The organism is Duganella alba (assembly GCF_009674495.1).
GTDB lineage: Bacteria > Pseudomonadota > Gammaproteobacteria > Burkholderiales > Burkholderiaceae_D > Rugamonas > Rugamonas alba.
This window is the reverse complement of sequence record NZ_WKJN01000010.1, coordinates 1-24,100: the sequence shown is the minus strand read 5'-3', so window position 1 is coordinate 24,100 and position 24,100 is coordinate 1. Positions and strand designations below refer to the sequence as shown.

Below are 24,100 nucleotides of genomic sequence, written 5' to 3'. Positions count from 1 at the left end.
CCTAGCCTTCCCTGGCCCAGCGCAGGCAGCCTTCCAGACTGCGCTGCGGATTCGGACCCCAGCTCGCCGCGTCCACCTTGTCCCCCAGCGCATCGAGCTGGGCCTGCATGGTCGGCTTGTCCTTGGCCAGGCAGGCCATGTAGGCGTAGCGGTTGCGCCGCGCCACGCTCGGGTAGCGCTCCAGCATATCCTGATAGGAGTGTTTTAAGGTCGGCCAGTCCACCAGGCTGGCCTGGAACAGCGCGTGGCCATAATCCCGTTCGGCGGCGGCCGAGTACAGCCGCGCATACATGCCGGTGCCGAACTGCGCCTTGCTTTGCTCGGTGGCGCGGCGGATGAACTGGTCCAGCCGCCTGGCGTCGCCGCCCCATTTGGGCAGCATCTGCGTCAGCGCGGTCATGTACAGGCTGATGTCGTCCGGATTGCGCTTCAGGCCGTCGTTGATGACGTTCCAGGTTTGCTGGTCGTTCCAGTCCATGGCCTTGCCGATTTCCAGCAGCGTGATATGGGCATAGCTGTCGGTCATCGCCACCTCGGCATGGTCCAGCAGATGCTGGGCGGCGCGGCGCAGATAGGCGTCGAATTCCTTCCACGCCTCCGGCGGCACGTCCTTGACGTAGCCGCCGCCGCGATACGACCAGGCGTGGGCGGTCAGCGTGCGCGCGTACAGCACGTGCGCCAGCGCCGACGACGGACGCTCGACGGTCCATTGCAGCGTCAGTTTTTCCAGTTCCGTCAGGTAGGCTTCCTGGTCTTTCGGCGTCGCCTCGGTCACCTTGTTCAGGCCGATGCGGAACAGCTCGATTTCGAGGACGCCATCGGCGCCCACGTGGCCAGGCTGGCGCAGCAGCGCGTTCTGCTGTTCCAGCGCCGCAAAGTCGCCCAGCCAGAAGGCCGTGGTCGCCTGCTGGGTCAGCGGCGATTCTTCGGCGGCGCCGGCCATAGCGGCCGCGCACAGCGCCAGCGCCGGCAGCAGGTACAGGAAACGTCGCGTCATTTGGGCGCCTCCGGCATGGTCCACAGCAGCTGGAATTTGTACGGGTTCTTGCCGGCCGGCTGGATCTGCGGATGGTCCGCGGCATACTGCAGCGCCGACTGATCGAACAAGGTTTCAAACGCCACCGGCCGCACGCCACGGATGCCGGGCACCTCGACCTTGCGTTCGGCCATGCTGGCCTGCTGCAGTTTGCCGTTGGCGTCCAGTTGCACTTCGATGATGGAGGCGCCATGCGCCAGGAAGCGCGCGGCCAGGGTGGGGAAGACCGGCGCGCCGCTGGCGGCCGCCGGCGGCTGATCGACCATGCCGGCCAGGCGCTCGGTGACGTTGATCATGGTGCCATAGCGGTAAGCGTTCAGCGCCGTGGCCGGGGCCACGCCTTGTTGCAGGCTGTACTTGAACCACCACTGTTGCAGCAGGCATTGCTCGGCCTGCGGCAAATCCTGGTACGGCTTGCGCTCGCCCAGCAGCTCGGACGCCAGCACCGGCGTCAGCGCCGGCCGCGCCGCCGGCTTGCCGGTTTTAATCAGCCTCAGCGCGGCGTCCTGCGGCAGCGGTTGCGGCCAGGCGGGCAGCGTGGCGCGCGGCTTGCCCCAGTGCGCCAGCAGCTCGCGCTCGGCCGCCAGCATGGCGGGCCGCTGCGCCGCCGGCAGGGTCTGGATGCGCGCGATGCGGGCGGCATAATCGCTGGCACGGGCGTCGCTGTAGAGATTGCAGAATGGCGTCGATCCGCGCAGGATCGCCAGCGTGGCGCTTTCGTAGGCGGCATCGCCGGGTTCCAGCTGCCACAGCCCCAGTTCGTTCAGCATCCGCGCCCAGACGGCTACATAGGGCTCCCAGGTCTGGGCCTGCTTGCCGGTGGCGTTGTTGAACTGGTTCTCTTCCTCCAGCCACGCCGGCAGCAGGGCCTGGATGCGGGCGATATGCGCCGCGCTGATCTCGTCGGCGGCGCTGCGCAGCGCCGGGTCCAGCGGCAGCGCCGCCGGCAGCGTGAAACTGCGCGCCAGATCGTTGCGCACGCCGTCGAGCGAATACTGCTTCGGCGGTTCCGGCGCGGCCAGCGCCGTGGCGCAGCACAGCAGCAGCGGCAAGCACACACGCATGGGCGGTCCTTTCTGTCGAAAATGTTATCAAATTTGATATTAACATCGATTTGTCCGCAGTCCGTTAAAATGGCGGGATGAACAGCATCTCTTCCCCAGATTTCGACGATGTCGATTTTGAACGCCGCTTCGGCGGTATCGCGCGCCTGTACGGCGTGCATGCGCTGGCGCGTTTCCGCAGCGCGCACGTGTGCGTGGTCGGCGTCGGCGGCGTCGGCTCGTGGATCGTCGAGGCGCTGGCGCGCAGCGCCATCGGCCAACTGACCCTGATCGACCTCGACAACGTGGCCGAGTCGAATATCAACCGCCAGATCCAGGCCCTCAGCAGCACCGTCGGCATGGCCAAGATCACCGCGCTGGCCGAGCGCATCGCCCAGATCAATCCGTTCTGCCAGGTCCACCAGGTGGAGGACTTTGTCGAGCCGGAGAATCTGGAACAGATGCTGGGCGGCGGCAAGTTCGACTACCTGATCGACGCCACCGATTCGGTCAAGGCCAAGGCCGCCATGCTGGCCTGGGCCCGCCAGCACGACCTGCCGGTGATCACCATCGGCAGCGCCGGCGGCAAGACCGACGCCTCGCAGATTTCGGTGCGCGACCTGGCCCGCACCGAGCAGGAGCCGCTGCTGAAGAAAGTGCGCAAGATCATGCGCGCGCAGTACGGCTTCCCGCGCGGCGAAAAGACCAAGTTCCACATCGACGCCGTGTTCTCGATGGAGCCGCTGAAGTTCCCGGAAACCGGCGAGGTGTGCACGGTGGATGGCGACGACCGCAGCGGCGGCGTTACCGGCCTCAACTGCGCAGGCTTCGGCTCGGCGATGGTGGTCACCGCCACCTTCGGCATGGTGGCCGCCGGCCACGCGCTGCGCCGCCTGGCCGATGACGCCTTGCCAACAACCGCCCCGGACGCCGTCTAGTTTGCTATCATGTCGAGCTGTCTATCGACCTCATTGAAAGAATCGACATGAAGCGTAGTTCCGTATTTGTAGCAATGCTGTTGGCGGCCGCCTTCGCCCAGGCGCAAACGCCGGCGCCGCAACCTGACGCGGCAACGGCCGCGCCGGCGCCCGCGCCGGACGCGCCGGTGGTGGTCGGCTCGGCCACGCCGGGTCCGGCGGCCGAACAGCTGATCGTCACCGACACCAAGCTCGGCACCGGCAAGGAAGCCACCGCCGGCGCCACCGTCTACATGCACTACTCGGGCTGGCTGTACCGTCCGCTGGCCAAGGGCATGCACGGCCGCATGTTCGATTCGTCACTTCCACGCGGCGAGCCGCTGGACTTCGTGCTGGGCGCCGGCCGCGTCATCAAGGGCTGGGACCAGGGCATCCTCGGCATGAAGGTGGGCGGCAAGCGCACCCTGATCATTCCGGCCGAACTGGCCTACGGCTCGCGGCCGACGCCGGGCAGCGGCATCCCGCCGAATTCGGCGCTGATCTTCGACGTCGAACTGGTCAACGTGAAGTAAATGGCAACCGCCGTGCGAAGAGGGTAGACTGGCAGTTCTCTCCCTGTTCGCCGGAGGTTCCCATGCAAGTCGCCAACGACGTTACCGAACTGATCGGCCGTACCCCGCTGGTACGGATCAACCGGCTGGCCAAGGGCAGCACCGCCCAGCTGCTGGTCAAGCTTGAATACTGCAATCCGGCCCATAGCGTGAAAGACCGCATCGGCCTGTCCATGATCGAAGCGGCCGAAGCGGCCGGACAGATCCGTCCCGACACCATCATCCTCGAACCGACCAGCGGCAACACCGGCATCGCGCTGGCCATGGTCTGTGCGGCGCGCGGCTACCGCTGCACGCTGGTGATGCCGGACACCATGAGCCGCGAACGGCGCATGCTGCTGCGCGCCTATGGCGCCGAGCTGATCCTCACACCCGGCAGCGAAGGCATGCTTGGCGCGATCCAGCGCGCCGACGCGCTGGCCGCGTCCGATCCGCGCTACCTGATGCCGCAGCAATTCAACAATCCCGCCAATCCCGAGGTGCACCGCCGCACCACCGCCGAAGAAATCTGGAGCGATACCGACGGCCGCGTGGACATCCTGGTGGCCGGCATCGGCACCGGCGGCACCATCACCGGCGTGGGCGAGGTGATCAAGGCGCGCAAGCCGGCGTTCCGCTGCGTGGCGGTGGAGCCGGAAGCGTCACCGTTCCTGTCGCAGGGCGTCAAGGGGCCGCACCCGATCCAGGGCATCGGCGCCGGCTTCGTGCCGGCCGTGCTCAACACCCGCGTCTACGACGAGGTGATCTGCGTGAAAAACGAGGAGGCGTTCGAGACCGCGCGCCAGGCGGCCAGCCAGGAAGGGCTGCTGGTGGGCATGTCCTCCGGCGCCGCGCTGTGGGCGGCGCTGCAGGTGGCGCGGCGGCCGGAAAATGCCGACAAGATCATCGTCACGATCATCCCGTCGTTTGGCGAGCGCTACCTGAGCACCGCGCTGTACGCCAATCTGGCGGACTAGTGGGCGTGGGCGTGCGCCGGCGCTGAAACCGGTGCTGGCGCTTGCAGGCAGCACTCCAGTTCGCTCTCGCCGAGGCGTACCTGCAGCGTGCTGTGCTGGATCGCGAAGTCCTCGCGCAGCTGCTTGCTGATGGCGTCGATGACGCCGTCGCCCGGATAGCCGGCCGGCGTCACCAGCTGCGCGGTCAGCGCGTTCTCGGTGGTGCTCATGGCCCAGATGTGCAGGTCGCTGACCTTGGCCACGCCCGGCTGGCTGCGCAGGAACTGCTCGATGCCGGCGCGGTCCACATTGTCCGGCACGGCCGCCATCATCATGCGCAGCGACTGCGTCAGCAGCGACCAGGTGCTGATGACGATGAACACCACGATGACCACGCTGACCAGCGGGTCCAGCCAGTTCCAGCCGGTGTAGCCGACGATCACGCCGGCCACCAGCACGCCCAGCGAAATGGCGGCGTCGGCGGCCATGTGCAGGTAGGCGCCGCGGATGTTGATGTCGTCCTTGCTGCCGGACATGAACAGCCAGGCCGAGAAACCGTTGATCAGGATGCCGATGCCGGCCACCACCGACACCGTCAGGCCGGCCACCGGATCGGGATGGACCAGCTGCTGCACGGCTTCCCAGGCGATGCCGCCGCAGGCCACCATCAGCAGCATGGCGTTGAACAGCGCGGCCAGCATCGAGGTGCTGCGCAGGCCGTAGGTGTAGCGGCTGTTCGGCAGGCGCTTGGCGAGGATGGCGGCGCCCCAGGCCAGCATCAGGCCCAGCACGTCGGACAGGTTGTGGCCGGCGTCGGCCATCAGCGCGGTCGAATTGGCCAGGAAACCGTAGAAGAACTCGACCGCCACGAACACCGTGTTGAGCACGATGGCGATGGCAAACGCGCGGCCCATGGTGTTCGGGTCGCCGTGATGGTGGTGATGGCCGTGACCATGGCTGTGGTCGTGTCCATGATCGTGGTGCGCGTGGGGCGCATGGTCATGGTGCTCGTGGTCGTGGTGCTTGCTCATGCTTCGGTTCCGGTGGAAGGTTCGGCGATATGTTCCAGCATATCGTTGAGAACGCCGCTGATATGGGCGTCGGCGGCGGAATAGAACACCTGCTTGCCCTGGCGCTCGGGCTTGACGATGCGGGCGGCGCGCAGCAGGCGCAGATGGTGGCTCACGAGCGAGCTGCTCAGATCCAGTGTAGACGCGATTTCGCTGACGGCAATCGGCGCCGGCATGCAGGACAGCACAATCCGCAAGCGCGTCGGATCGCCCAGCAGATGGAACAGATCGGCCAATTGCGCGATCTGCGGATCGCAGTTGGAGTAGTCGTGTTGGCAGCTCATCATTGCTAACGTATGAATAGGTGTTCACATGTTAGCATGAAACCTGACATCAGGTTCCGCTTTGTTTATTCCCACTGGCCCTTTTCGCTGACCAGCGACTTGTTGTTGAGCGTGACTTCGAGGCGGCCGTCTTCGCTGACGAAGTAGTGGGTGTTGCCGCTCTTGAATTCGTAGCCCTGGAAGCGGCACGGCGTGACGCCGTCGGCGCACAGGCTGTGCACGGTCTTGCCGCGCAGGCGGACGCTCTTGCCGGTCTTTTTGCTGGTGCCGACGTAGTTGACGTTGTCGCACGTTACGCTGCCTTCGGCGCAGTTGCTGATGATCTGGATCACGAACGAGGGCGTGTCGAGCTTTTGCGCCAGCGCCGGCAAGGCGCCCAGCGCCAGGGACAGCAGTAGGAGGAGGCGTTTCATTATTTTTGGAGTTCCACGGGAAGTTGGGCGCGCAGTTTCGGATCGAGCTTTTGCAGGGCTTTTTCCATCTTGTCGGCGTTTTGCAGCGCCTGCGCCTGTTCCGCCGTCAGCGCCGGCGCCGGCTTGCGGAAGGCGGCCTGGCCGCTCAGCACGATCAGCGCGCTGAGCAGGGCGATGCCGGCGGCCGCGCCCAGCAGCCGCAGCTCGCGCGGCGTGACGGCCGGCGACTGGGTGGCGATCGGCCGCACCGGACCGGCCGCCGGCGTCGGCACGTAGCCGGGCGGATGGTCGGGCGCGATTTCGTTGGAGGCGTCATGCGCGCTCTTGTGGCTGGGCGCTTGCGCCGCCACGCCGCCCGCCAGCCGCGCCTGCTGCGCCAGCTCCTGCGAGGCGGCGTCGATCAGCGCCACGTGGCGCTGCACCGCGTCTTCCAGCACCGCTTCGTTGAGCGCCACCAGCGCAAACACCGGGTCGTCGATGTCGATCTTGACGCCGGTTTTCTCAAAGACCAGACTGCGCAGCTTTTGCTGATCCATGGCCGCTTACCACTGCACTTTGTCGAGTTGCTCGAACAGGTCGCGGAACACGACCTTGATGCGCTGCTTTTCCATCACGTTGAATTTGTCGCTTTCCTTGACCTCGTTGACGGTCAGGCGCGCCGTGTTCATCTTCTTGATGTCGGCGCCGAAGGTGTCGGCGTTGCGCGCCGACAGCACCACGCGGCCCACCACGCGCGCCGAGTTGTCGGCGTAGGTCTGCGATTCGATGAACTGCTTGCCGCTCACCGATTGCAGCAGGCCGAAGTGTTCGTTTTCCCACAGCACCAGCGGCACATTGGTGGCCTTGGCGGTGGAGACGAAGCCCATGGCGGTGTCGTGCAGCGTGTCGCCGCCGCCGACGATGGTGTGGATGTAGACCTTGCGGCCGGATTCCTGCAGCAGCGCGAAGCAGTCGTTCTCGATCAGGTAGCCCATCAGCGGGGAGAAGGTGTTGGCGCCGTTGTCGATGACGCAATTGCCGTCCTGTTCCAGGATGTCGATCATCAGGGCGTCGAAGCGCTTGGGATCGATGGTGCGGCTGTCGGTCATCACCGGCACATGCTTGACGTCCATCGCCTTGTAGCGCGAGAAGGTCGCATTCTCCTGGTCGGTGTCGTAGCAGCGCAGCGGCTGCTGGCCCTCGGCCACGTCCTTGCTGGCGATCCATTGCGCAAGAATGGTCGAGACCAGCGTCTTGCCGATGCCGCCCTTACCCTGGAGAATAAAATGTACCGTGTTTTGCATCAACTACTCCCAAACGCATTTTGAATGCGTCGAGAGTAATTGTTTTGCGGCACGAAGGCAACCTAGTTGATAAATCGGAGCAGGCCCTGCAGGGCGTGGATCACGGTCTGCTCGCGCACCGCGCGGCGGTCGCCGCTGAACACCAGGCGTTCGGTGTGGACGGTGTCGGCGTTGGCCCAGCCGAAGCAGACGGTGCCGACCGGCTTGCCCGGCACGGCGCCGGTCGGGCCGGCGATGCCGGTGGTCGATACCGCCAGGTGGGCGTTGCTGGAACCGAGCGCGCCGCTGGCCATGGCGGCCGCCACTTCTTCCGACACGCTGCCCATCTGCGCGATCAGCGCGGCGGACACGTCCAGCATTTCGGTCTTGGAGGCATTGGAATAGGTGACGAAACCGCAGTCGAACCAGGCGGTGGAGCCGGCGATTTCGGTGATGGCCTGGGCCACGCCGCCACCGGTGCACGATTCGGCGGTGGCCAGGATCAGCCCTTTGTCTTGTAACGCTTTGCCGACTTGCGCGGCTAGATCGAGGATGGTGTCGCTGTTGCTCATGGCTTCTCCTTCTCTGATACGGGCTTGCTATCACTGTACCATGCAGTCCGACGTGGATGCCAGTGGCGCATGGAAATTTGTTATAGTTGCAAGGCGTGTCAAACGTGCACAGCCGTGCGCCGCCATTCGTGCAGGATGGTAAGCTAGCTCAACAGCAAAGATCCCCCGGAGGCGCAATGATCAGTCAGAACGACATCCATCACGCCCGCATCCTGATCGTCGACGATCAGCCAGTCAACATCGAGTTGCTGGAGTACCTGCTCACCTCCACCGGCTACAAGGACGTGACCGCCACCACCGATCCGCGCGTGGTGGCCGGCTGGCATGCCGAGCACCATTACGACCTGATCATCCTCGACCTGCAGATGCCCGGCATGAGCGGCTTCGAGGTGATGGACGCGCTCAAGCCGCTGGAACCGGACGGCTGGCTGCCGGTACTGGTGGTCACCGCCCAGCCCGACCACAAGATGCGCGCCTTCGAGTCCGGCGCGCGCGACTTCATCAGCAAACCTTTTGATCCGGTCGAGACGCTGACGCGCATCCGCAACATGCTGGAGATGCGCCTGCTGCACGGCCGCGAGCGCGGCTACAACGCCCGCCTCGAACAGACGGTGCGCGAGCGGACCGCCGAACTGCAGCGCTTCCGCAGCGCCATGGACGCCACCGCCGACGCCATCTTCCTGCTCGACACCGACAGCGCCGAAGTGCTCGATGTCAACGAGGGCGCCTGCCGCATGCTGGGCTATCCGCGCGTTGAAATGCTGGGGCCGATGGCCAGCCGGCTCGGCCTCGGTGCGCCGGACGCGCTGCGCGCCCAGGCCGAGCGGCTGGCCGCCTACGCCGCCGCGCTGGGCCCGGCCCGCTCGCCGGAACTGAGCGAGCTGGAACTGATGCGGCGCGACCTGATCGCCGTGCCGGTCGAGCTGTACTGGCAACTGTTGCAGCGTCCCGGCCAGCCGTCGGTGATGCTGGGCGTGGCGCGCGACATCAGCGAACGGCGCCAGGCCGAGGAACTGCTGCAGCACATGGCCCACTACGACAGCCTGACCGGCCTGCCCAACCGCACGCTGTTCTTCAAGACCGTGGCCGACGCCATCAGCGTGGCGCAGGACAAGGCCTGGCGCATCGTCGTGCTGATGATCGGCCTGGACCGCTTCAAGAACATCAACGATTCGCTGGGCGCGGCGCGCGGCGACGACCTGCTGCGCCAGTTCAGCAACCGGCTGGTGCAGACGGTGCGCATCCGCGACACCGTCGGCCGCCTCGGCGGCGACGAGTTCGCGCTGATCCTGACCATGAGCCGCGACCAGCAGGACGCCGTGCACGCCGCCAACGAGGTGCGCGAGGCGCTGCGCCAGCCGTTCGAGCTCGACGGCCACCAGGCCGTGGTCAGCGCCAGCATCGGCATCTCGGTCTACCCGGACGACGCCACCGATCCCGACACCCTGGTCAAGTACGCCGACACCGCCATGGAGCGCGCCAAGCAGGCCGGCCGCGACGGCTACCGCTTCTTCACCGCCGGCATGAACGTGCAGGTGCTGGCGCGGCTGGACATGGAGCTGGCGCTGCGGCGCGCGCTCGACAACGACGAGCTGCGCCTGCACTTCCAGCCCAAGGTCAACCTGCACACGGGCGGCTTTGCCGGCGTCGAGTCGCTGCTGCGCTGGGAGCGGCCGGGCTTCGGCCTGGTCTACCCGGCCGAGTTCGTGCCGGTGCTGGAGGATACGGGGCTGGTGGTGCGCGTCGGCGCCTGGATCATCGACGCCGCCTGCCGCCAGATCGCCGTCTGGCTGGCCGACGGCACCGGGCCGGTGCGGGTGGCGGTCAACGTCGCCAGCCGCCAGTTCATCGAAGGCGACCTGGAACAGCTGGTGCACGACGCGCTGGCGCGCCACCAGACGCCGCCGGAACTGCTGGAACTGGAGCTGACCGAAACCTCGCTGATGAACAACGCCGAGCGCACCATCACCGTGCTCAAGCGCCTGAAGGCGCTCGGCATCAAGGTGGCCATCGACGACTTCGGCACCGGCTATTCCTCGCTGGCCTATCTGCAGCGCTTCCCGATCGACAAGCTGAAGATCGACATCGCCTTCGTGCGCGACATCACCACCAACCCCAACGACGCGGCGATCGCGCTGGCCATCATCAGCATGGCGCACAGCCTCAAGCTGCAGGTGGTGGCGGAAGGCGTGGAGACGCGGGCGCAGCTGGAATACCTGCGGCGCAGCCGCTGCGACGAAATCCAGGGCTACTTCTACAGCCGGCCGCTGCCGCCGGACGAGGTGAGCCAGCTGGTGCGGTCAGGCCACAGCCTGCCGCCGGCGCCGGGCAACGCCACCCAGCCGGCGCAGACGCTGCTGATCGTCGACGACGATGTGAACGTGCTGGCCTCGCTGCACCGGCTGTTCCGCCGCGACGGCTACCAGATCCTGACGGCGGCCTCGCCGACCGAGGCGTTCGAGCTGCTGGCGCTGCACGCGGTGCAGGTGATCCTGTGCGACCAGCGCATGCCGGCCATGAGCGGCACCGAGTTCCTCAGCAAGGTCAAGGAGATGTATCCGGACACCATCCGCATCATCCTATCCGGCTATACGGGGCTGGAGGCGGTGCTCGATTCGATCAATCGCGGCGCCATCTACCGCTTCTACACCAAGCCGTGGGACGACACCCAGCTGCGCGACAACATCCGCCTGGCCTTCCACCACTACTGGCTGATGCACGGCAGCGGCAAGCGCGTCGGGCAGCCGGGCGAGGACGCCACGGCGTTGCAGACGGCGGCTCAGGAAGTGAAGTGATCGAAGCTGCTCAGTTGCAGGTCGAGCGGCGCGCCGTCGGCGCCGACCAGCCTTAGCCCGGCCTGCGCCTCGATGCTGCCGACGCGCGTCACCGGCGTTGCCACGCTGGCGGCGGCGGCCAGGATGGCGGCGCGTGACGCCACCGGCGCGGTGAAGCACAGCTCGTAATCGTCGCCGCCGGCGGCGGTGTAGGCGCGCCGCAGCGCCGTCTCCTGCGTGGCCAGGATGTCGCCGGCCGGCAGCGCGTCAATGTCCAGCGTGGCGCCGACCTGCGAGCGCTTCAGGATGTGGCCGAGGTCGCCGATCAGACCGTCCGAGATATCGATGGCCGCATGGGCGATGCCCTGTTCGGCCAGCAGCACGCCCAGTTCCACGCGCGGCACCGGCGTATGCATGCGCACGGCGGCGGCGCGCTGGCTGGCGGCGTCCAGCGCTTGTTTCAGTTCCAGGCGGTAGCCGGCCAGCGCCAGGCGGGCGTCGCCGAGCGTGCCGGAAATCCAGATGTCGTCGCCCGCTTGCGCGGCGCTGCGGCGTAGCGCCTGGCCCGGCCGCAGTTCGCCGAACACGGTGATGCAGATATTCAGCGGCCCCTTGGTGGTGTCGCCGCCAATCAGCTCGATGTTGAAGGCGTCGGCCAGCGCGAACAGGCCTTGTGAAAAGCCTTGCAGCCAGGCGCGGTCGGCCGACGGCAGCGCCAGCGCCAGCGTGAAGCCGACCGGGCGCGCGCCCATCGCCGCCAGGTCGGACAGGTTGACCGCCAGCGCCTTGTGGCCGAGCCGCTGCGCATCTTCGCCGGCAAAGAAATGCCGGCCCTCGACCAGCATGTCGGACGAAATGGCGGTCTGCAGGCCGGGCGTGGGCGCGATCAGCGCGCAATCGTCGCCGATGCCGAGCACAGCGCGCGCGGCATGGTGGGGACGCTGGAAGTATTCCTGGATGAGGTCGAATTCGGAGAGCATGGGCGGTATTGTACCGCTACGGCGCCAGCCTTTTTTGCAGGGTTTCCATGCCCAGTGCCGGCAGCGATTCGTCGGACAGGAACAGCCAGTCGTGGTTGGCCAGCCGCACGGCGACGCCGTTGACGTGGAAGCGGCTCAGCAAATTGGGCGTGAAGAACAGCTGTGGCCCGGCCTCGTAGGAGGCGCCGGACAGCACGATGTACAGCTTGCTGGCGCCGGCCTCGATGGTGGTGGCGTCCAGGCTCAACTGGTCCAGCCGGCCTTGTCCGGTGTGGATCAGCCCGCCCTGCGAACGGGTGTAGACGAAAGCCAGTTGCTGGCCGTTCTCCTGCCAGTGCAGCAGTTGTTGCCAGGCGGCGCCTTGCGGCGTGGCGCCGGCCGGTTCGGGCAAGCGGTCGGAAACAATCAAGGCGGCCATGGACTTCTCCTGATGAACGGTTGATGGTCTCAGCTTAGCCGAAACGCCGCCGCTTGCGCGGCGCCGCGCTTCGCATGGTGAAATATCGATAATTTCAATCACTTATAAATTATCGATAGTCAAAGGCAATGAGTTCGGAAAATTGATTATGTAGGCTCTAACCATGGGTAATCTGCCTAAAAATTCGGCTAACCTCCAAGTTGCCTCATAAAAAATGCTGATAACGTTTATTGCTGTTGGTGAAAATACCTACTTAATTGAAAGAACTGGTCTGATAAAATCATAGGCCTTCGATCGCACAATATGGGAAGGCAGTAAAGCACATGGATTCGTCACCTGAGAAAAAAGAAGCAATTCGTCAACAACTTCGCGCATCGGCGCTGGAGTACCACGAGTTCCCAACCCCGGGCAAAATCAGCGTAACGCCGACCAAGCAACTGACCAACCAGCGCGATCTGGCGCTGGCCTACTCCCCGGGCGTGGCCGCGCCGTGCGAAGAAATCGTCATCGATCCGGCCAACGCTTATAAATACACCGCGCGCGGCAACCTGGTTGCCGTCATCACCAACGGCACCGCCGTGCTGGGCCTGGGCAATATCGGTCCGCTGGCCGCCAAGCCGGTGATGGAAGGCAAGGGCGTGCTGTTCAAGAAGTTCGCCGGCATCGATGTGTTCGACATCGAAATCAACGAGCAGGACCCGGACAAGCTGGTCGACATCATCGCCTCGCTGGAGCCGACCTTCGGCGGCGTCAACCTGGAAGACATCAAGGCGCCGGAGTGCTTCACCATCGAGCGCAAGCTGCGCGAGCGCATGAAGATCCCGGTGTTCCACGATGACCAGCACGGCACCGCCATCATCGTCGGCGCGGCGATCCTGAACGGCATCTCGCTGGTCGGCAAGGACATCAAGCAGTGCAAGCTGGTGGTGTCCGGCGCGGGCGCCGCGGCGCTGGCCTGCCTGGACCTGATCGTCGACCTCGGCTTCCCGCTGGAAAACATCTACGTGACCGACCTGGCCGGCGTGGTCTACAAGAGCCGCACCGAGCTGATGGACCCGGACAAGGAACGCTTCGCCCGCGAAACCGACGCCCGCACCCTGGCCGAAGTTATTCCGGATGCGGATATCTTCCTCGGCGTGTCGGCCGGCGGCGTGCTGAAGCAGGACATGGTCAAGGCCATGGCGCCGAATCCGCTGATCCTGGCGCTGGCCAACCCGAATCCGGAAATCCTGCCGGAAGACGTCAAGGCGGTGCGCGGCGACGCCATCATCGCCACCGGCCGCTCGGACTACCCGAACCAGGTCAACAACGTGCTGTGCTTCCCGTACATCTTCCGTGGCGCGCTCGATTGCGGCGCCACCACCATCACCCGCGAAATGGAAATCGCCGTGGTGCACGCGATCGCCGAGCTGGCGCACGCCGAGCAGTCGGACATCGTCGCCACCACCTACGGCTTCACCAACCTGTCGTTCGGCCCGGAATACCTGATCCCGATGCCGTTCGATCCGCGCCTGCTGACCAAGATCGCGCCGGCCGTGGCCAAGGCCGCCGAGGATTCCGGCGTCGCCACCCGTCCGATCAAGGACCTGGTGGCCTACGAGGAAAGCCTGCAGCAGTTCGTCTACCGTTCGGGCACCTTCATGAAGCCGCTGTTCCAGGTCGCCAAGAAGGCCGACATGGGCATCAAGCGCATCGTCTACGCCGAAGGCGAGGAAGAGCGCGTGCTGCGCGCGGTGCAGGTGGTAGTCGACGAGAAGCTGGCGCGTCCGATCCTGGTCGGCCGTCCGGCCGTGCTCGATACGCGCATCGCCAAGTTCGGCCTGCGCCTGAAGCAGGGCGTCGACTTCGACGTCATCAATCCGGACCACGACGACCGTTACCGCGACTACTGGCAGGCCTACTACGAGCTGACCGCCCGCAAAGGCGTGACGCAGGAATACGCCAAGCTGGAAATGCGCCGCCGCCACACGCTGATCGGCGCCATGATGATCAAGAAGGGCGACGCCGACGGCATGATCTGCGGCACCTTCGGCACCACCCAGCTGCACCTGCACTACATCGACCAGGTGCTGGGCCGCCGCGAAGGCGCCTGCGTGTACGCCGCCATGAACGTGCTGGTGCTGCCGCAGCGCCAGCTGGTGATGGTCGACACCCACGTCAACGAAAATCCGGACGCCAACGAGCTGGCCGCGATCACCGTGATGGCGGCCGAAGAGATGCGCCGCTTCGGCCTGTCGCCGCGCGCCGCGCTGCTGTCGCACTCCAACTTCGGCTCGTCGGACAGCCCGTCGGCGGTCAAGATGCGCGCCGCGCTCGAGCTGATCAAGCAGCGCGACCCGTCGCTGGAAGTGGACGGCGAAATGCACGGCGACACCGCGCTGGACTCGAAGCTGCGCACCGCCATCATGCCGGGCTCGACCCTGACCGGCGACGCCAACCTGCTGGTGATGCCGAACATCGAATCGGCCAACATCGCCTACAACCTGGTGAAAACCTCGTCCGGCAACGGCATCGCGGTCGGCCCGATCCTGCTCGGCTGCGCCAAGCCGGTCCACATCCTGACGCCGTCGGCCACCGTGCGCCGCATCGTCAACATGACCGCGCTGTGCGTGGTGGATGCGGTGGCGCAACGCAAGGTTTAAGCCTCATCCCATCAGGCCGGTTCCGCCCCTCGGGGCCGAACCGGCTTTTTCTTGCCTGGTAACAAGATGTAAGTGATGTAAAACGGGCGTTTTCGATAGAAATGTTTATATTTCAATTTGGTACAATAGTAGGGTGTTAAGATTATTAACGAATTATTCGCGATTCGCCTCACTTCCCCTCAATTTGGAGTCAAACATGCAGAAAGTTAAAAAGGCCCTAATTACGGGCATTACCGGTCAAGATGGCGCGTACCTGGCGGAACTGCTGCTTGAAAAGGGGTATGAGGTCACTGGTACCTACCGTCGTACCAGCTCGGTGAATTTCTGGCGTATTGAAGAGCTGGGCATTCAGGCGCACCCGAACCTGAAACTGGTGGAATACGATCTGACTGACCTCAGCTCCAGTATCCGCCTGATGCAAACCGTGCAGCCGGACGAGGTGTACAACCTGGCGGCGCAAAGCTTTGTCGGCGTGTCGTTCGACCAGCCGCTGACCACCGTGGAAATCACCGGCGTCGGCCCGGTCAACCTGCTCGAAGCGATCCGCATCGTCAATCCGAAGATCCGCTTCTACCAGGCCTCGACCTCGGAAATGTTCGGCAAGGTGCAGGCCGTGCCGCAGAAGGAAGACACGCCGTTCTACCCGCGCAGCCCGTATGGCGTGGCCAAGCTGTACGCCCACTGGATGACCATTAACTACCGTGAGTCGTATGGCATCTTCGGCTCGTCCGGCATCCTGTTCAACCACGAATCGCCGCTGCGCGGGCGTGAATTCGTCACCCGCAAGATCACCGATTCGGTGGCCAAGATCCACCTGGGCCTGCTGGACGTGCTGGAGCTGGGCAATATGGACGCCAAGCGCGACTGGGGCTTCGCCAAGGAATACGTGGAAGGCATGTGGCGCATGCTGCAGGCCGACGAGCCGGGCACCTATGTGCTGGCCACCAACCGGACCGAAACCGTGCGCGACTTCGTCTCGATGGCGTTCAAGGCGGTCGACGTGGCGCTGGAGTGGAGCGGTGAGGCCGACAACGAAATCGGCACCTGCAAGAAAACCGGCAAGGTGCTGGTGCGCGTCAATCCGAAGTTCTACCGCCCTGCGGAAGTGGAACTGCTGATCGGCGACCCGGCCAAGGCACAGCAGGAGCTGGGCTGGAAACCGTCGACCACGCTGGAGCAGCTGTGCCAGATGATGGTTGAAGCCGACCTGCGCCGCAATAAAGCCGGCTTCTCGTTCTAAGTTCAAGGAGGCCCCATGGCTGCTGAAGGAGCGGGCAAGCGCGCCCTGATCACCGGTTTGTCCGGCTTCACCGGCCATTACGTCGCGCAGGAACTGCGCGCGGCCGGCTACCAGGTGTTCGGCACCACCACGCCCGGCCACGCGGCCGGCGATGGTGACAGGGCGGGCGAGTTCGCGGTCGACCTGCTGGACCGCGCCGGCCTGGCCGCCGTGGTGCAGCAGGTGCAGCCGGACGTGGTGGCGCACCTGGCCGCCATCGCCTTTGTCGCCCACGGCGACGTCGACCAGATCTACCGCGTCAACGTGGTCGGCACCCGCAACCTGCTGGACGCCCTGTCGGCGCTGGAGAAAAAGCCGTCGGCGGTGCTGCTGGCCTCGAGCGCCAACGTCTATGGCAATACCGACGTCGGCGTCATCGCCGAGGACGTGCCGGCGGCGCCGGCCAACGACTACGCCGTCAGCAAGCTGTCGATGGAGTACATGGCGCGCCTGTGGCAGGACAAGCTGCCGCTGGTGGTGGTGCGTCCGTTCAACTACACCGGCGTCGGCCAGCACGAGAACTTCCTGCTGCCGAAAATCGTCTCCCACTTCCGCCGCCAGGCCGCCGACATCGAGCTGGGCAACCTGCACGTGTGGCGCGACTTTTCCGACGTGCGCATGGTCGCGCAAAGCTACCGCAAGCTGCTGGCCGTGCCGGCCGCGATCGGCCAGACCGTCAACATCTGCTCCGGCCACGGCTACTCGCTGGGCGAGGCGCTCGACATGATGGCCGATATCGCCGGCTACCGGATCAACGTTCACGTCAACCCGGCCTTCGTGCGCGCCAATGAAGTGGTGCGCCTGGTCGGCGACAACCGCCGCCTGGCCGCCGTCACCGGCGCCATCGAGACCGTACCGCTGGCCGAGACGCTGCGCTGGATGTACATGGCGTGAATCAGCTGCGCCATTTGCGTGTCGGCCTGTCCGCCACCACCACCGAGCCGGTGCTGACCGGCGGCCGCATGGACGGCATCGGTGTCTACACCCACGGCTTGCTGCAGCACCTGCCGCAGGCCGGCGTCGAGGTGCTGCCGTTTTCCTTCGCGCCGCCCGGCGACGCGCGCCGCCTGAGCGTGGGCCGCGCGCTGCCGCTGTCGTTTCCGCTGGCGACCCTGGGCGACCTGATCCTGCCGTCGTCGGTGCACCTGAGCACGCAGTCGGTGCTGGGCACGGGGGCGCCGCCGCTGGACCTGTTCCACGCCACCGACTACCGCATCGTGCGCATGGACTGCCCGGTGGTGGCGACATTGCACGACGCGCTGCCGATCTCGCATCCGGAATGGGCCAGCCCGAAAATGCGCAAGCTGAAGAACTGGCTGCAGGCCAAGGCCGCGCGCAAGGCGCAGCACGTGATGACCGGTTCGCACTTCTCCATCCGCGAGCTGGTGGAGTGCTTCGGCGTCGATGAACACCGCATCAGCGTGGTCCATCACGGCGTGCGCGCCGAGTGGCACGAGCAGCCCGACGCCGCGGCGCGCGACGCCACGCTGGCGCAGCACCAGCTGCGCGCCGGCTACTTCCTGTTTGTCGGCACGCTGCAGCCGCGCAAGAACGTCGAGCGCCTGCTGGAAGCCTACCTGACGCTGCCGCCGGTGCTGCGTTCGGCGCGCCAGCTGGTGATCGTCGGCGCCCCCGGCTGGCGCAGCGAGGAACTGGTCAGCCGCATCAAGGCCGCGCAGCAGCGCGGCGAGAACGTCGTGTGGCTCGACAGGCTGACCGACGACCTCCAGCTGCGCCACCTGTACGCCGGCGCCGGCGCCTTCATCTTCCCGTCGCTGCACGAAGGTTTCGGCCTGCCGCTGCTGGAGGCCTTCGCCAGCGGCGTGGCGGTGGCCTGCTCCGGCACCACCTCGCTGCCGGAAGTGGCGGCCGGCGCGGCGCTGGAATTCGATCCATTGTCGGTGGGCGAGATCGCCGCCGCCATGACCAACTTGGCACGCGACGACGCGCTGCGCGCGCGCTGCGTCGCCGCCGGCCGCCGTCGCGCGCTGGAGCTCACCTGGGACGAGGCGGCGCGCCGAACCGCCGCCGTGTATCGCCACGTCCTGTCACACTGAATTGTCACCCCGAGCATGCGCGTTCTTCATTTCTACAAGACCTATTATCCCGACACCTGGGGCGGTATCGAACAAGTGATACGCCAGCTGTGCGTCGGCACGGGCCGCCTCGGCGTCACCAACGAAGTGCTGACCCTGAGCCGCAGCGGCCCGTCCGAGATCGAAATCGAAGGCCACACCGTGCACCGCGTGCCGCTCGACTTCGAGATCGCTTCCACCGGCTTTTCGTTCGCCGCCATCCGCAAGCTGGCGCGCCTGGCGCGCAAGGCGGACGTGATCCACTACCACTTCCCGTGGCCGTTCATGGACCTGGCGCACTTCCTGGCGCGCATCGACAAGCCGAGCGTGGTGACCTACCACTCCGACATCGTGCGCCAGAAGCACCTGCTGCGCGTGTATGGCCCGCTCAAGCGCCGCTTCCTGGAAAACGTCAGCACCGTGGTGGCGACCTCGCCCAACTACCTGGCGTCGTCGCCGGTGCTCAAGCGCTTCGAGCACAAGACCCGCACCATCACCTACGGCCTGGATAAGTCGATTTATCCGACGCCGTCGCAGGCGCTGAAGGACAAGTGGCGCGCCCAGTGCGGCGAGCGCTTCTTCCTGTTCGTCGGCGTGCTGCGCTACTACAAGGGCCTGCACATCCTGCTCGACGCGATGGCCAATGTCGACTACCCGGTGGTGATCGTCGGCGCCGGCCCGATCGAGCAGGAGCTGAAGGAGCACGCGCGGCGCCTGGGTCTGACGCACGTGCAGTTCATCGGCGCGGTGGACGAGGAAGACAAGGCGGCGCTGCTGGAACTGAGCTACGCCATGGTGTTTCCGTCGCACCTGCGCTCGGAAGCCTTCGGCATCTCGCTGCTGGAAGGCGCGATGTTCGGCAAGCCGATGATCTCCAGCGAGATCGGCACCGGCACCACCTACATCAACATCGACAACGAGACCGGGCTGGTGGTGCCGCCCGACGATCCGGCGGCGCTGGGCGCCGCCATGCGCAAGCTGTGGGACCATCCGGAGCTGGCCGCCGACATGGGCCGCCGCGCCGAGGCGCGCTACTGGGAACTGTTCACCGCCGAACGCATGGCGCAGAACTACCATGCGCTGTACCGCGAGCTGGCGGCGCGGCCAAGGTAGCGCCGCCAAGGTAGAATAGCGCTCATCACTAGAATGTCGGAGACTCGCGTGCGCTGCCTGGTTATTGAAGACGAAGCCGAAACTTCCAACTACATCTGCAAGGGACTGCGCGAGGCCGGCTACATCGTCACCGCCGCCGCCAACGGTCCGGACGGACTCGATTACGCCACCGGCGAGGACTGGGACATCATCATCCTCGACCGCATGCTGCCGGGCCGCATCGACGGCCTGTCCATCGTCGACAAGCTGCGCGCGCTGGGCAAGCAGACGCCGGTCATCATCGTCAGCGCGCTGACCACCATCGACGCCCGCGTGACCGGCCTGCGCGGCGGCGCCGACGACTATCTCTCCAAACCGTTCGCCTTCTCCGAGCTGCTGGCGCGGGTGGAAGCGCTGCTGCGCCGCAGCGCCCCCGGCGCCGACAGCACGCAGCTGCAGGTGGCCGACCTGCGGCTGGACCTGCGCACGCTGCGCGTCACGCGCGGCAGCAAGGTGATCACGCTGCAGCCGCGCGAATACCGCCTGCTGGAATACCTGATGCGCAACGAGAACCAGGTGGTCACCCGCACCATGCTGCTCGAATCGGTGTGGGACTACCACTTCGACCCGCAGACCAACGTGATCGACGTGCAGATCTCGCGCCTGCGCGCCAAGGTGGACAAGGACTTCCCGGTGATGCTGATCCACACGCTGCGCGGGGTCGGCTACCGCATGGGCGTCGCGCCGCCCGACGAGGCGGAGCTGCCGGGTGTTTAGACTGCGCACCTCGATCGTCGCCAAGCTGGTGCTGGGCTACGGCCTGCTGGGCATCGCCTCGATCGTGGCGGTATCGGCGGTGTTCTACAGCGGCACCATCGGTGTGCTGGACCAGAATATCGACGGCAAGATCCGGGCCCAGACCGAACGCATGCTGGACAACGTCAGCGACGGCAACCGCGAGGCGCTGAAGGCCGAGGTGCACCGGCTGCTGACCGACGGCGTCGACAACGACCGCGAAATCTTCGCGCTGCTCGACGCCGACGGCGTGGCGCTGGCCGGCAACCTGGGCTCCTGGCCCAGCGTGGCCGACGCGCCGGACCTGGTGACGGCCACCGTGCTGCGCTACGGCCGCAGCGCGCCGGCGCGCCTGTATCTGCGGCCCCTGGTGCAGGGCGGGGTGCTGATCGTCGGCCGCGACCTCAGCGAGGAAGACGCGGTGCGCGAGGTGATCTGGCGCGCGCTGGCGGCCGGCGCCTGCGTGTCGCTGATGCTGACCATCGCCGGCGCCATGCTGTTCCGCAGCAGCGTCGAGTCGCGCCTGGGCCAGATCCGCCGCACCGCCGCGCAGATCGAGGCGGGCGATCTGACGCCGCGCATTCCGGTCAGCGGCAACGACGAATTCGCGCTGCTCAACCGCGACATCAACCGCATGCTGGACCGCATCCAGCTGCTGATGGACGGCATCCGCAACGTCTCCAACGCCATCGCCCACGACCTGCGCACGCCGTTGAGCCGCATCCGGGGCCGGCTGGACGACGCGCTGCGCCACGACGTGACGGTGCCGCGCCTGGCCACCGCCGCGCACGACGCCATCGACGACATCGACGACCTGATCCGCCTGTTCGAACGCCTGCTGCAGATCGCCGAGGCCGAATCGGGCATGCGCGCGCGCCTGTTCGAACGGCTCGACCTGGGCCGCGTGGTGGCCGACATCGGCGAGATGTACGAGGCCATCGCCGAGGACAGCCACATCGTGCTGACGGTCGACGCGCCGGACTCGCTGTACGTGGACGGCGACCGCAACCTGCTGGCCAGCGCCGTCGCCAGCCTGCTGGACAACGCCATCAAGTACGCCGGTCCCGGCTCGGTGATCCACGTGCGCGCCGGCCTGCATCACGGCCAGGCGTCGATGTCGGTGCACGACAATGGCCCCGGCATTCCGGCCGGCGAACTTGGCAACGTCACGCAGCGCTTCTACCGGCTCGACAAGAGCCGCCACATGCCCGGCAATGGCCTGGGCCTGTCCATCGTCAGCGCCACCGCCAAGTCGCACGACGGCAAGCTGGTGCTGGAGGACGCGGGACCGGGGCTGATCGCCCGCATCGTGCTGCCGCTGGCGGTGATCTAGCGAAAAGTACAACTATCCAATTCGTAATGTGACCGCAAGCTTGGGGAAAGCCGCGCGGTCCTATGATGGACTGATATCTTTCGGCTACCTCCATCATGCACGACTTAAGCGACATCGCCAGCTGGCTCCAGCACCACCCCATCTACCACGACTCGTCGGTGCACAGCACGCTGCCCGATCCGACCTTCATCACGGAAGGCGAATCGGTGGTGTCCTTCAGCACCAACAACTACCTGGCGCTGGCCAACCATCCGCGCCTGGTGGAAGCGGCCAAGGCGGGCCTGGACCGCTATGGCGTCGGCAACTGCGAGTCGCGCCTGCTGGGCGGCGACCTGGAGGTCTACCGCGAGCTGGAGCGCCGCCTCGGCGCGCTCAAGCACAAGAGCGACGCGGTGCTGTTCGTCACCGGCTATATGACCAATATCGGCGTGCTGTCGTCGATCGTCAAGGCGGCCACGCTGGCGCGCCTGCACGGCTTCCGCGCCCGCAAGCGCCGCAAGTACGCCTACTACTCGGACGAGTTCAATCACATCTCGATCCGCGAAGGCATCCAGATGTCGGGCGCGCTGCGCTACAACTACCGCCATTGCGACATGAACCACCTGGAGTCGCTGCTGCAGGCCGGCGCGGTGGAAGGCACCACGCCGATCATCGTCAGCGACGGCGTGTTCAGCATGGAAGGCACGATCGCGCCGCTGCCGGAACTGGTGGCGCTGGCCGAGCGCTTCGACGCGCTGCTGTACATCGACGACGCCCACGCCACCGGCATCCTGGGCGCCAACGGCGGCGGCACCTCGGAGCACTTCAACTGCTACAGCCCGAACATCATGCAGATGGGGACACTGAGCAAGGCGCTCGGCTCCATCGGCGGCTTCGTGGCGGTGGAAAAGGATGTGGGCGACGTGATCCGCCTGACCAGCTCCGCCTACGGCTTCACCTGCCCGCCGCCGCCGGACCAGGCCGCGGCGCTGCTGGCCGCGCTGGACATCCTGGAAGAAGAACCGCAGCGCCGCCAGCGCCTGTGGGACAACCAGCGCTACTTCATCGAGCGCATGGCGCCGCTGGGCTACACCATCATCTCGACCGCCACGCCGATCCTGCCGGTGCTGATCGGCGACGCCGAGACCTGCCAGCGCTACGCGGTGGAACTGCGCGCCGAGGGCGTGCACGTGGACTCGATCCAGTTCCCGGCGGCGCCGGTGGGCCAGGCCCGCCTGCGCTTCATGATGAACGCCGGCCACACCAGGGCGCAGATCGATCACGCCGTCAGCGTGATGGCGCGCCTGGCCGGCCGCGGCGAACGCCTGGTCGCGTAAAGGCGTGGACTAACGCTCTGCCCAGCGCTCCTTGATGTCAAGCAGCGCGGGCATCTGGTCAAAGAAGATGTCGACCAGGCGGCCTTCGAAATGCAGGTCGCGCTGCGCCTGCATGTGGGCGACCGCCTTCTCCACCGGCCACGCCTCCTTGTACGGCCGCGCCGAGGTCAGCGCGTCGAACACGTCGGCGATCGCCACGATGCGGCCGACCAGCGGAATCTCTTCCCCCTTCAACCCATTCGGATAGCCGCTGCCGTCCCACTTCTCGTGGTGGGTGACGGCGACGTCGTAGGCCATCGCCAGCATGCCGTGCGGATGGCGGCCGATGATGTCGCCGCCGATCGAGGCGTGCGACTGCATCACCTTCCATTCCTCCGCGTCCAGCGGGCCGGGCTTGCGCAGGATGTTGTCCGGGATGCCGATCTTGCCGACGTCGTGCATCGGCGCCGCGTGCAGCAGGTCTTCCGCTTCCGCCTCGGTCATGCCCAGCGCCAGGCCGAGGATGCGCGAGTAGTGGCTCATGCGGATCACGTGCAGGCCGGTCTCGTTGTCCTTGAATTCGGCCGCCAGGCCGAGGCGCTGGACGATTTCCAGGCGCGTCTTCTTCAGTTCATCCACGCCCACCAGCGACAGGTGGGTGCGCACGCGGGCGCGCACGATGGGCGGGCTGACCGGCTTGGTGATGTAGTCGACCGCGCCGGCCTCGAAGCCGATCACCTCGTCGTCGGTGTCGTTCAGGGCGGTGACGAAGATGACGGGAATCGACGCCGTGACCGGATCGGCCTTCAGCCTGGCGCAGGTTTCGTAGCCGGTCATCCCCGGCATCATCACGTCCAGCAGGATCAGCTGCGGCTGTTCGGAGCGCGCTAGTTCCAGCGCGCGCGGGCCGTCCTTGGCGAACAGCAGGCGGTACTGGTCCTGCAGGATGTGGCGCAGCAGCTGCAGGTTGCTGGCCTCGTCGTCGACCACGAGGATCTGCGGCTGGTTGGCTTGGTGGGTGGTAATCATGGGGTCTCCGTGGACAGGCTGGCCTGTAGTGCTTGCAGTGCGGCGAGGGCCTGCGGGAAATCGAAATCGTTGAGGGCGTCCTGCACGGCTTTCAGCTGTTGCGCCAGTGCGGGCGGGGCGCCGGTCAGGGCGGCGGTCAGTGCGGTCAGGGCGGCGTCGTTCAGCGCGCCGCGTTGCAGCGACGGCAGCAGGGCGGCGGACTTCTGGCGCGCCATGGCCGGGTCGAACACGGCGGCCGGCGGCGC

At 66.2% G+C, this 24,100-nt stretch carries 24 protein-coding genes; 12 read left to right on the top strand and 12 right to left on the bottom strand.

Annotated elements, in window-relative coordinates:
• Window position 1: 1 nt before the first annotated feature.
• Window positions 2-997: a DUF4034 domain-containing protein gene (locus GJ695_RS12040; protein ID WP_154364995.1), complete on the bottom strand. Its 996-nt coding sequence runs from the start codon at window positions 995-997 to the stop codon at window positions 2-4.
• Window positions 994-2,100, bottom strand: coding sequence for a hypothetical protein (locus GJ695_RS12035; RefSeq protein WP_154364993.1), 1,107 nt, complete (start codon window positions 2,098-2,100; stop codon window positions 994-996). Before GJ695_RS12035 ends, GJ695_RS12040 begins: the two co-directional genes overlap by 4 nt.
• A gap of 77 nt (window positions 2,101-2,177) precedes the next feature.
• Here GJ695_RS12035 and GJ695_RS12030 point away from each other — a divergent pair, with 77 nt between their 5' ends.
• The 3 genes from GJ695_RS12030 to cysK all read left to right on the top strand — a co-directional run bounded on the left by GJ695_RS12030 (window position 2,178) and on the right by cysK (window position 4,563).
• Window positions 2,178-3,017 carry a tRNA threonylcarbamoyladenosine dehydratase gene (locus GJ695_RS12030; protein WP_154364991.1) on the top strand — a complete coding sequence of 280 codons (840 nt, stop codon included), beginning with the start codon at window positions 2,178-2,180 and terminating at the stop codon, window positions 3,015-3,017.
• A 47-nt stretch (window positions 3,018-3,064) separates the two neighbouring features.
• Window positions 3,065-3,568: an FKBP-type peptidyl-prolyl cis-trans isomerase gene (locus GJ695_RS12025; protein ID WP_154364989.1), complete on the top strand. Its 504-nt coding sequence runs from the start codon at window positions 3,065-3,067 to the stop codon at window positions 3,566-3,568.
• Between the two features lie 62 nt (window positions 3,569-3,630).
• Window positions 3,631-4,563: a cysteine synthase A gene (gene cysK / locus GJ695_RS12020; protein WP_154364987.1), complete on the top strand. Its 933-nt coding sequence runs from the start codon at window positions 3,631-3,633 to the stop codon at window positions 4,561-4,563.
• Here the strand turns inward: cysK and GJ695_RS12015 are convergent.
• From GJ695_RS12015 to GJ695_RS11990, 6 genes are all read right to left on the bottom strand, one after another.
• Window positions 4,560-5,573 (bottom strand): cation diffusion facilitator family transporter, encoded by a 1,014-nt coding sequence (locus tag GJ695_RS12015; protein WP_154364985.1) that lies wholly within the window; start codon window positions 5,571-5,573, stop codon window positions 4,560-4,562. The genes cysK and GJ695_RS12015 overlap by 4 nt on opposite strands.
• Window positions 5,570-5,896 carry an ArsR/SmtB family transcription factor gene (locus GJ695_RS12010; protein WP_154365288.1) on the bottom strand — a complete coding sequence of 109 codons (327 nt, stop codon included), beginning with the start codon at window positions 5,894-5,896 and terminating at the stop codon, window positions 5,570-5,572. Before GJ695_RS12010 ends, GJ695_RS12015 begins: the two co-directional genes overlap by 4 nt.
• A gap of 65 nt (window positions 5,897-5,961) precedes the next feature.
• Window positions 5,962-6,309, bottom strand: coding sequence for a hypothetical protein (locus GJ695_RS12005; RefSeq protein ID WP_154364983.1), 348 nt, complete (start codon window positions 6,307-6,309; stop codon window positions 5,962-5,964).
• Window positions 6,309-6,845: a conjugal transfer transcriptional regulator TraM gene (gene traM / locus GJ695_RS12000; RefSeq protein WP_154364981.1), complete on the bottom strand. Its 537-nt coding sequence runs from the start codon at window positions 6,843-6,845 to the stop codon at window positions 6,309-6,311. Before traM ends, GJ695_RS12005 begins: the two co-directional genes overlap by 1 nt.
• Window positions 6,846-6,851: 6 nt before the next feature.
• The gene (locus GJ695_RS11995) at window positions 6,852-7,592 is read right to left on the bottom strand and encodes a P-loop NTPase family protein (protein WP_154364979.1); all 741 of its coding nucleotides are present in this window, start codon (window positions 7,590-7,592) and stop codon (window positions 6,852-6,854) included.
• A gap of 62 nt (window positions 7,593-7,654) precedes the next feature.
• Entirely contained in the window at window positions 7,655-8,143 is a 489-nt protein-coding gene (locus tag GJ695_RS11990) for a CinA family protein (protein ID WP_154360937.1), read from the bottom strand.
• A 176-nt stretch (window positions 8,144-8,319) separates the two neighbouring features.
• Between GJ695_RS11990 and GJ695_RS11985 the strand changes: the two genes are divergently transcribed.
• On the top strand, window positions 8,320-10,938 hold the full coding sequence (locus tag GJ695_RS11985; RefSeq protein WP_154364977.1) for an EAL domain-containing protein: 2,619 nt from the start codon (window positions 8,320-8,322) through the stop codon (window positions 10,936-10,938).
• Here the strand turns inward: GJ695_RS11985 and thiL are convergent.
• Together thiL and GJ695_RS11975 are read right to left on the bottom strand one after the other, a co-directional pair.
• Complete coding sequence (gene thiL, locus GJ695_RS11980) at window positions 10,923-11,897, bottom strand: thiamine-phosphate kinase (RefSeq protein WP_154364976.1); 975 nt, start codon at window positions 11,895-11,897, stop codon at window positions 10,923-10,925. The two genes, GJ695_RS11985 and thiL, sit on opposite strands and share 16 nt — an antisense overlap.
• A 16-nt stretch (window positions 11,898-11,913) precedes the next feature.
• A complete protein-coding gene (locus GJ695_RS11975) occupies window positions 11,914-12,315 on the bottom strand; it encodes a hypothetical protein (protein WP_154364974.1) in 402 nt (133 codons plus the stop codon).
• Window positions 12,316-12,638: 323 nt separating this feature from the next.
• Between GJ695_RS11975 and GJ695_RS11970 the strand changes: the two genes are divergently transcribed.
• The 8 genes from GJ695_RS11970 (at window position 12,639) to GJ695_RS11935 (ending at window position 22,847) form a co-directional block, all read left to right on the top strand.
• Entirely contained in the window at window positions 12,639-14,957 is a 2,319-nt protein-coding gene (locus GJ695_RS11970; protein ID WP_154364972.1) for an NADP-dependent malic enzyme, read from the top strand.
• A 196-nt stretch (window positions 14,958-15,153) separates the two neighbouring features.
• Entirely contained in the window at window positions 15,154-16,197 is a 1,044-nt protein-coding gene (gene gmd / locus GJ695_RS11965; protein WP_154364970.1) for a GDP-mannose 4,6-dehydratase, read from the top strand.
• Window positions 16,198-16,212: 15 nt separating this feature from the next.
• The gene (locus tag GJ695_RS11960) at window positions 16,213-17,130 is read left to right on the top strand and encodes a GDP-mannose 4,6-dehydratase (protein WP_154364968.1); all 918 of its coding nucleotides are present in this window, start codon (window positions 16,213-16,215) and stop codon (window positions 17,128-17,130) included.
• Entirely contained in the window at window positions 17,127-18,293 is a 1,167-nt protein-coding gene (locus GJ695_RS11955; protein ID WP_371866522.1) for a glycosyltransferase family 4 protein, read from the top strand. Before GJ695_RS11960 ends, GJ695_RS11955 begins: the two co-directional genes overlap by 4 nt.
• A 15-nt stretch (window positions 18,294-18,308) precedes the next feature.
• Window positions 18,309-19,424, top strand: a complete 1,116-nt coding sequence (locus tag GJ695_RS11950) for a glycosyltransferase family 4 protein (RefSeq protein WP_154364966.1) — start codon at window positions 18,309-18,311, stop codon at window positions 19,422-19,424.
• A gap of 48 nt (window positions 19,425-19,472) precedes the next feature.
• A complete protein-coding gene (locus GJ695_RS11945) occupies window positions 19,473-20,180 on the top strand; it encodes a winged helix-turn-helix domain-containing protein (protein WP_166455130.1) in 708 nt (235 codons plus the stop codon).
• Window positions 20,173-21,531, top strand: a complete 1,359-nt coding sequence (locus GJ695_RS11940; protein WP_166455131.1) for a HAMP domain-containing sensor histidine kinase — start codon at window positions 20,173-20,175, stop codon at window positions 21,529-21,531. The genes GJ695_RS11945 and GJ695_RS11940 overlap by 8 nt, the downstream gene beginning before the upstream one ends.
• Window positions 21,532-21,626: 95 nt before the next feature.
• On the top strand, window positions 21,627-22,847 hold the full coding sequence (locus GJ695_RS11935; protein ID WP_154364962.1) for an aminotransferase class I/II-fold pyridoxal phosphate-dependent enzyme: 1,221 nt from the start codon (window positions 21,627-21,629) through the stop codon (window positions 22,845-22,847).
• Between the two features lie 9 nt (window positions 22,848-22,856).
• On the opposite strand, the gene GJ695_RS11930 is transcribed toward GJ695_RS11935, so the two are convergent.
• Window positions 22,857-23,855, bottom strand: a complete 999-nt coding sequence (locus GJ695_RS11930; protein ID WP_154364960.1) for a response regulator — start codon at window positions 23,853-23,855, stop codon at window positions 22,857-22,859.
• A partial coding sequence (locus GJ695_RS29610; protein ID WP_166455396.1) for a hypothetical protein occupies window positions 23,852-24,100 on the bottom strand: 249 nt, incomplete at its 5' end. The genes GJ695_RS11930 and GJ695_RS29610, both read right to left, overlap by 4 nt.

Excerpts from the sequence above, each read along its gene's own strand:
- GJ695_RS12030 (WP_154364991.1), top strand. The coding sequence starts at position 2,178 with ATGAACAGCATCTCTTCCCCAGATTTCGACGATGTCGATTTTGAACGC.
- GJ695_RS12010 (WP_154365288.1), bottom strand. The coding sequence starts at position 5,896 with ATGAGCTGCCAACACGACTACTCCAACTGCGATCCGCAGATCGCGCAA.
- cysK (WP_154364987.1), top strand. The coding sequence starts at position 3,631 with ATGCAAGTCGCCAACGACGTTACCGAACTGATCGGCCGTACCCCGCTG.
- GJ695_RS12005 (WP_154364983.1), bottom strand. The coding sequence starts at position 6,309 with ATGAAACGCCTCCTCCTACTGCTGTCCCTGGCGCTGGGCGCCTTGCCG.
- traM (WP_154364981.1), bottom strand. The coding sequence starts at position 6,845 with ATGGATCAGCAAAAGCTGCGCAGTCTGGTCTTTGAGAAAACCGGCGTC.
- GJ695_RS11970 (WP_154364972.1), top strand. The coding sequence starts at position 12,639 with ATGGATTCGTCACCTGAGAAAAAAGAAGCAATTCGTCAACAACTTCGC.
- GJ695_RS11935 (WP_154364962.1), top strand. The coding sequence starts at position 21,627 with ATGCACGACTTAAGCGACATCGCCAGCTGGCTCCAGCACCACCCCATC.
- GJ695_RS11960 (WP_154364968.1), top strand. The coding sequence starts at position 16,213 with ATGGCTGCTGAAGGAGCGGGCAAGCGCGCCCTGATCACCGGTTTGTCC.
- GJ695_RS12040 (WP_154364995.1), bottom strand. The coding sequence starts at position 997 with ATGACGCGACGTTTCCTGTACCTGCTGCCGGCGCTGGCGCTGTGCGCG.
- GJ695_RS11990 (WP_154360937.1), bottom strand. The coding sequence starts at position 8,143 with ATGAGCAACAGCGACACCATCCTCGATCTAGCCGCGCAAGTCGGCAAA.
- GJ695_RS11975 (WP_154364974.1), bottom strand. The coding sequence starts at position 12,315 with ATGGCCGCCTTGATTGTTTCCGACCGCTTGCCCGAACCGGCCGGCGCC.
- gmd (WP_154364970.1), top strand. The coding sequence starts at position 15,154 with ATGCAGAAAGTTAAAAAGGCCCTAATTACGGGCATTACCGGTCAAGAT.
- GJ695_RS12015 (WP_154364985.1), bottom strand. The coding sequence starts at position 5,573 with ATGAGCAAGCACCACGACCACGAGCACCATGACCATGCGCCCCACGCG.
- GJ695_RS12035 (WP_154364993.1), bottom strand. The coding sequence starts at position 2,100 with ATGCGTGTGTGCTTGCCGCTGCTGCTGTGCTGCGCCACGGCGCTGGCC.
- GJ695_RS11950 (WP_154364966.1), top strand. The coding sequence starts at position 18,309 with ATGCGCGTTCTTCATTTCTACAAGACCTATTATCCCGACACCTGGGGC.
- GJ695_RS11985 (WP_154364977.1), top strand. The coding sequence starts at position 8,320 with ATGATCAGTCAGAACGACATCCATCACGCCCGCATCCTGATCGTCGAC.
- thiL (WP_154364976.1), bottom strand. The coding sequence starts at position 11,897 with ATGCTCTCCGAATTCGACCTCATCCAGGAATACTTCCAGCGTCCCCAC.
- GJ695_RS12025 (WP_154364989.1), top strand. The coding sequence starts at position 3,065 with ATGAAGCGTAGTTCCGTATTTGTAGCAATGCTGTTGGCGGCCGCCTTC.
- GJ695_RS11995 (WP_154364979.1), bottom strand. The coding sequence starts at position 7,592 with ATGCAAAACACGGTACATTTTATTCTCCAGGGTAAGGGCGGCATCGGC.
- GJ695_RS11930 (WP_154364960.1), bottom strand. The coding sequence starts at position 23,855 with ATGATTACCACCCACCAAGCCAACCAGCCGCAGATCCTCGTGGTCGAC.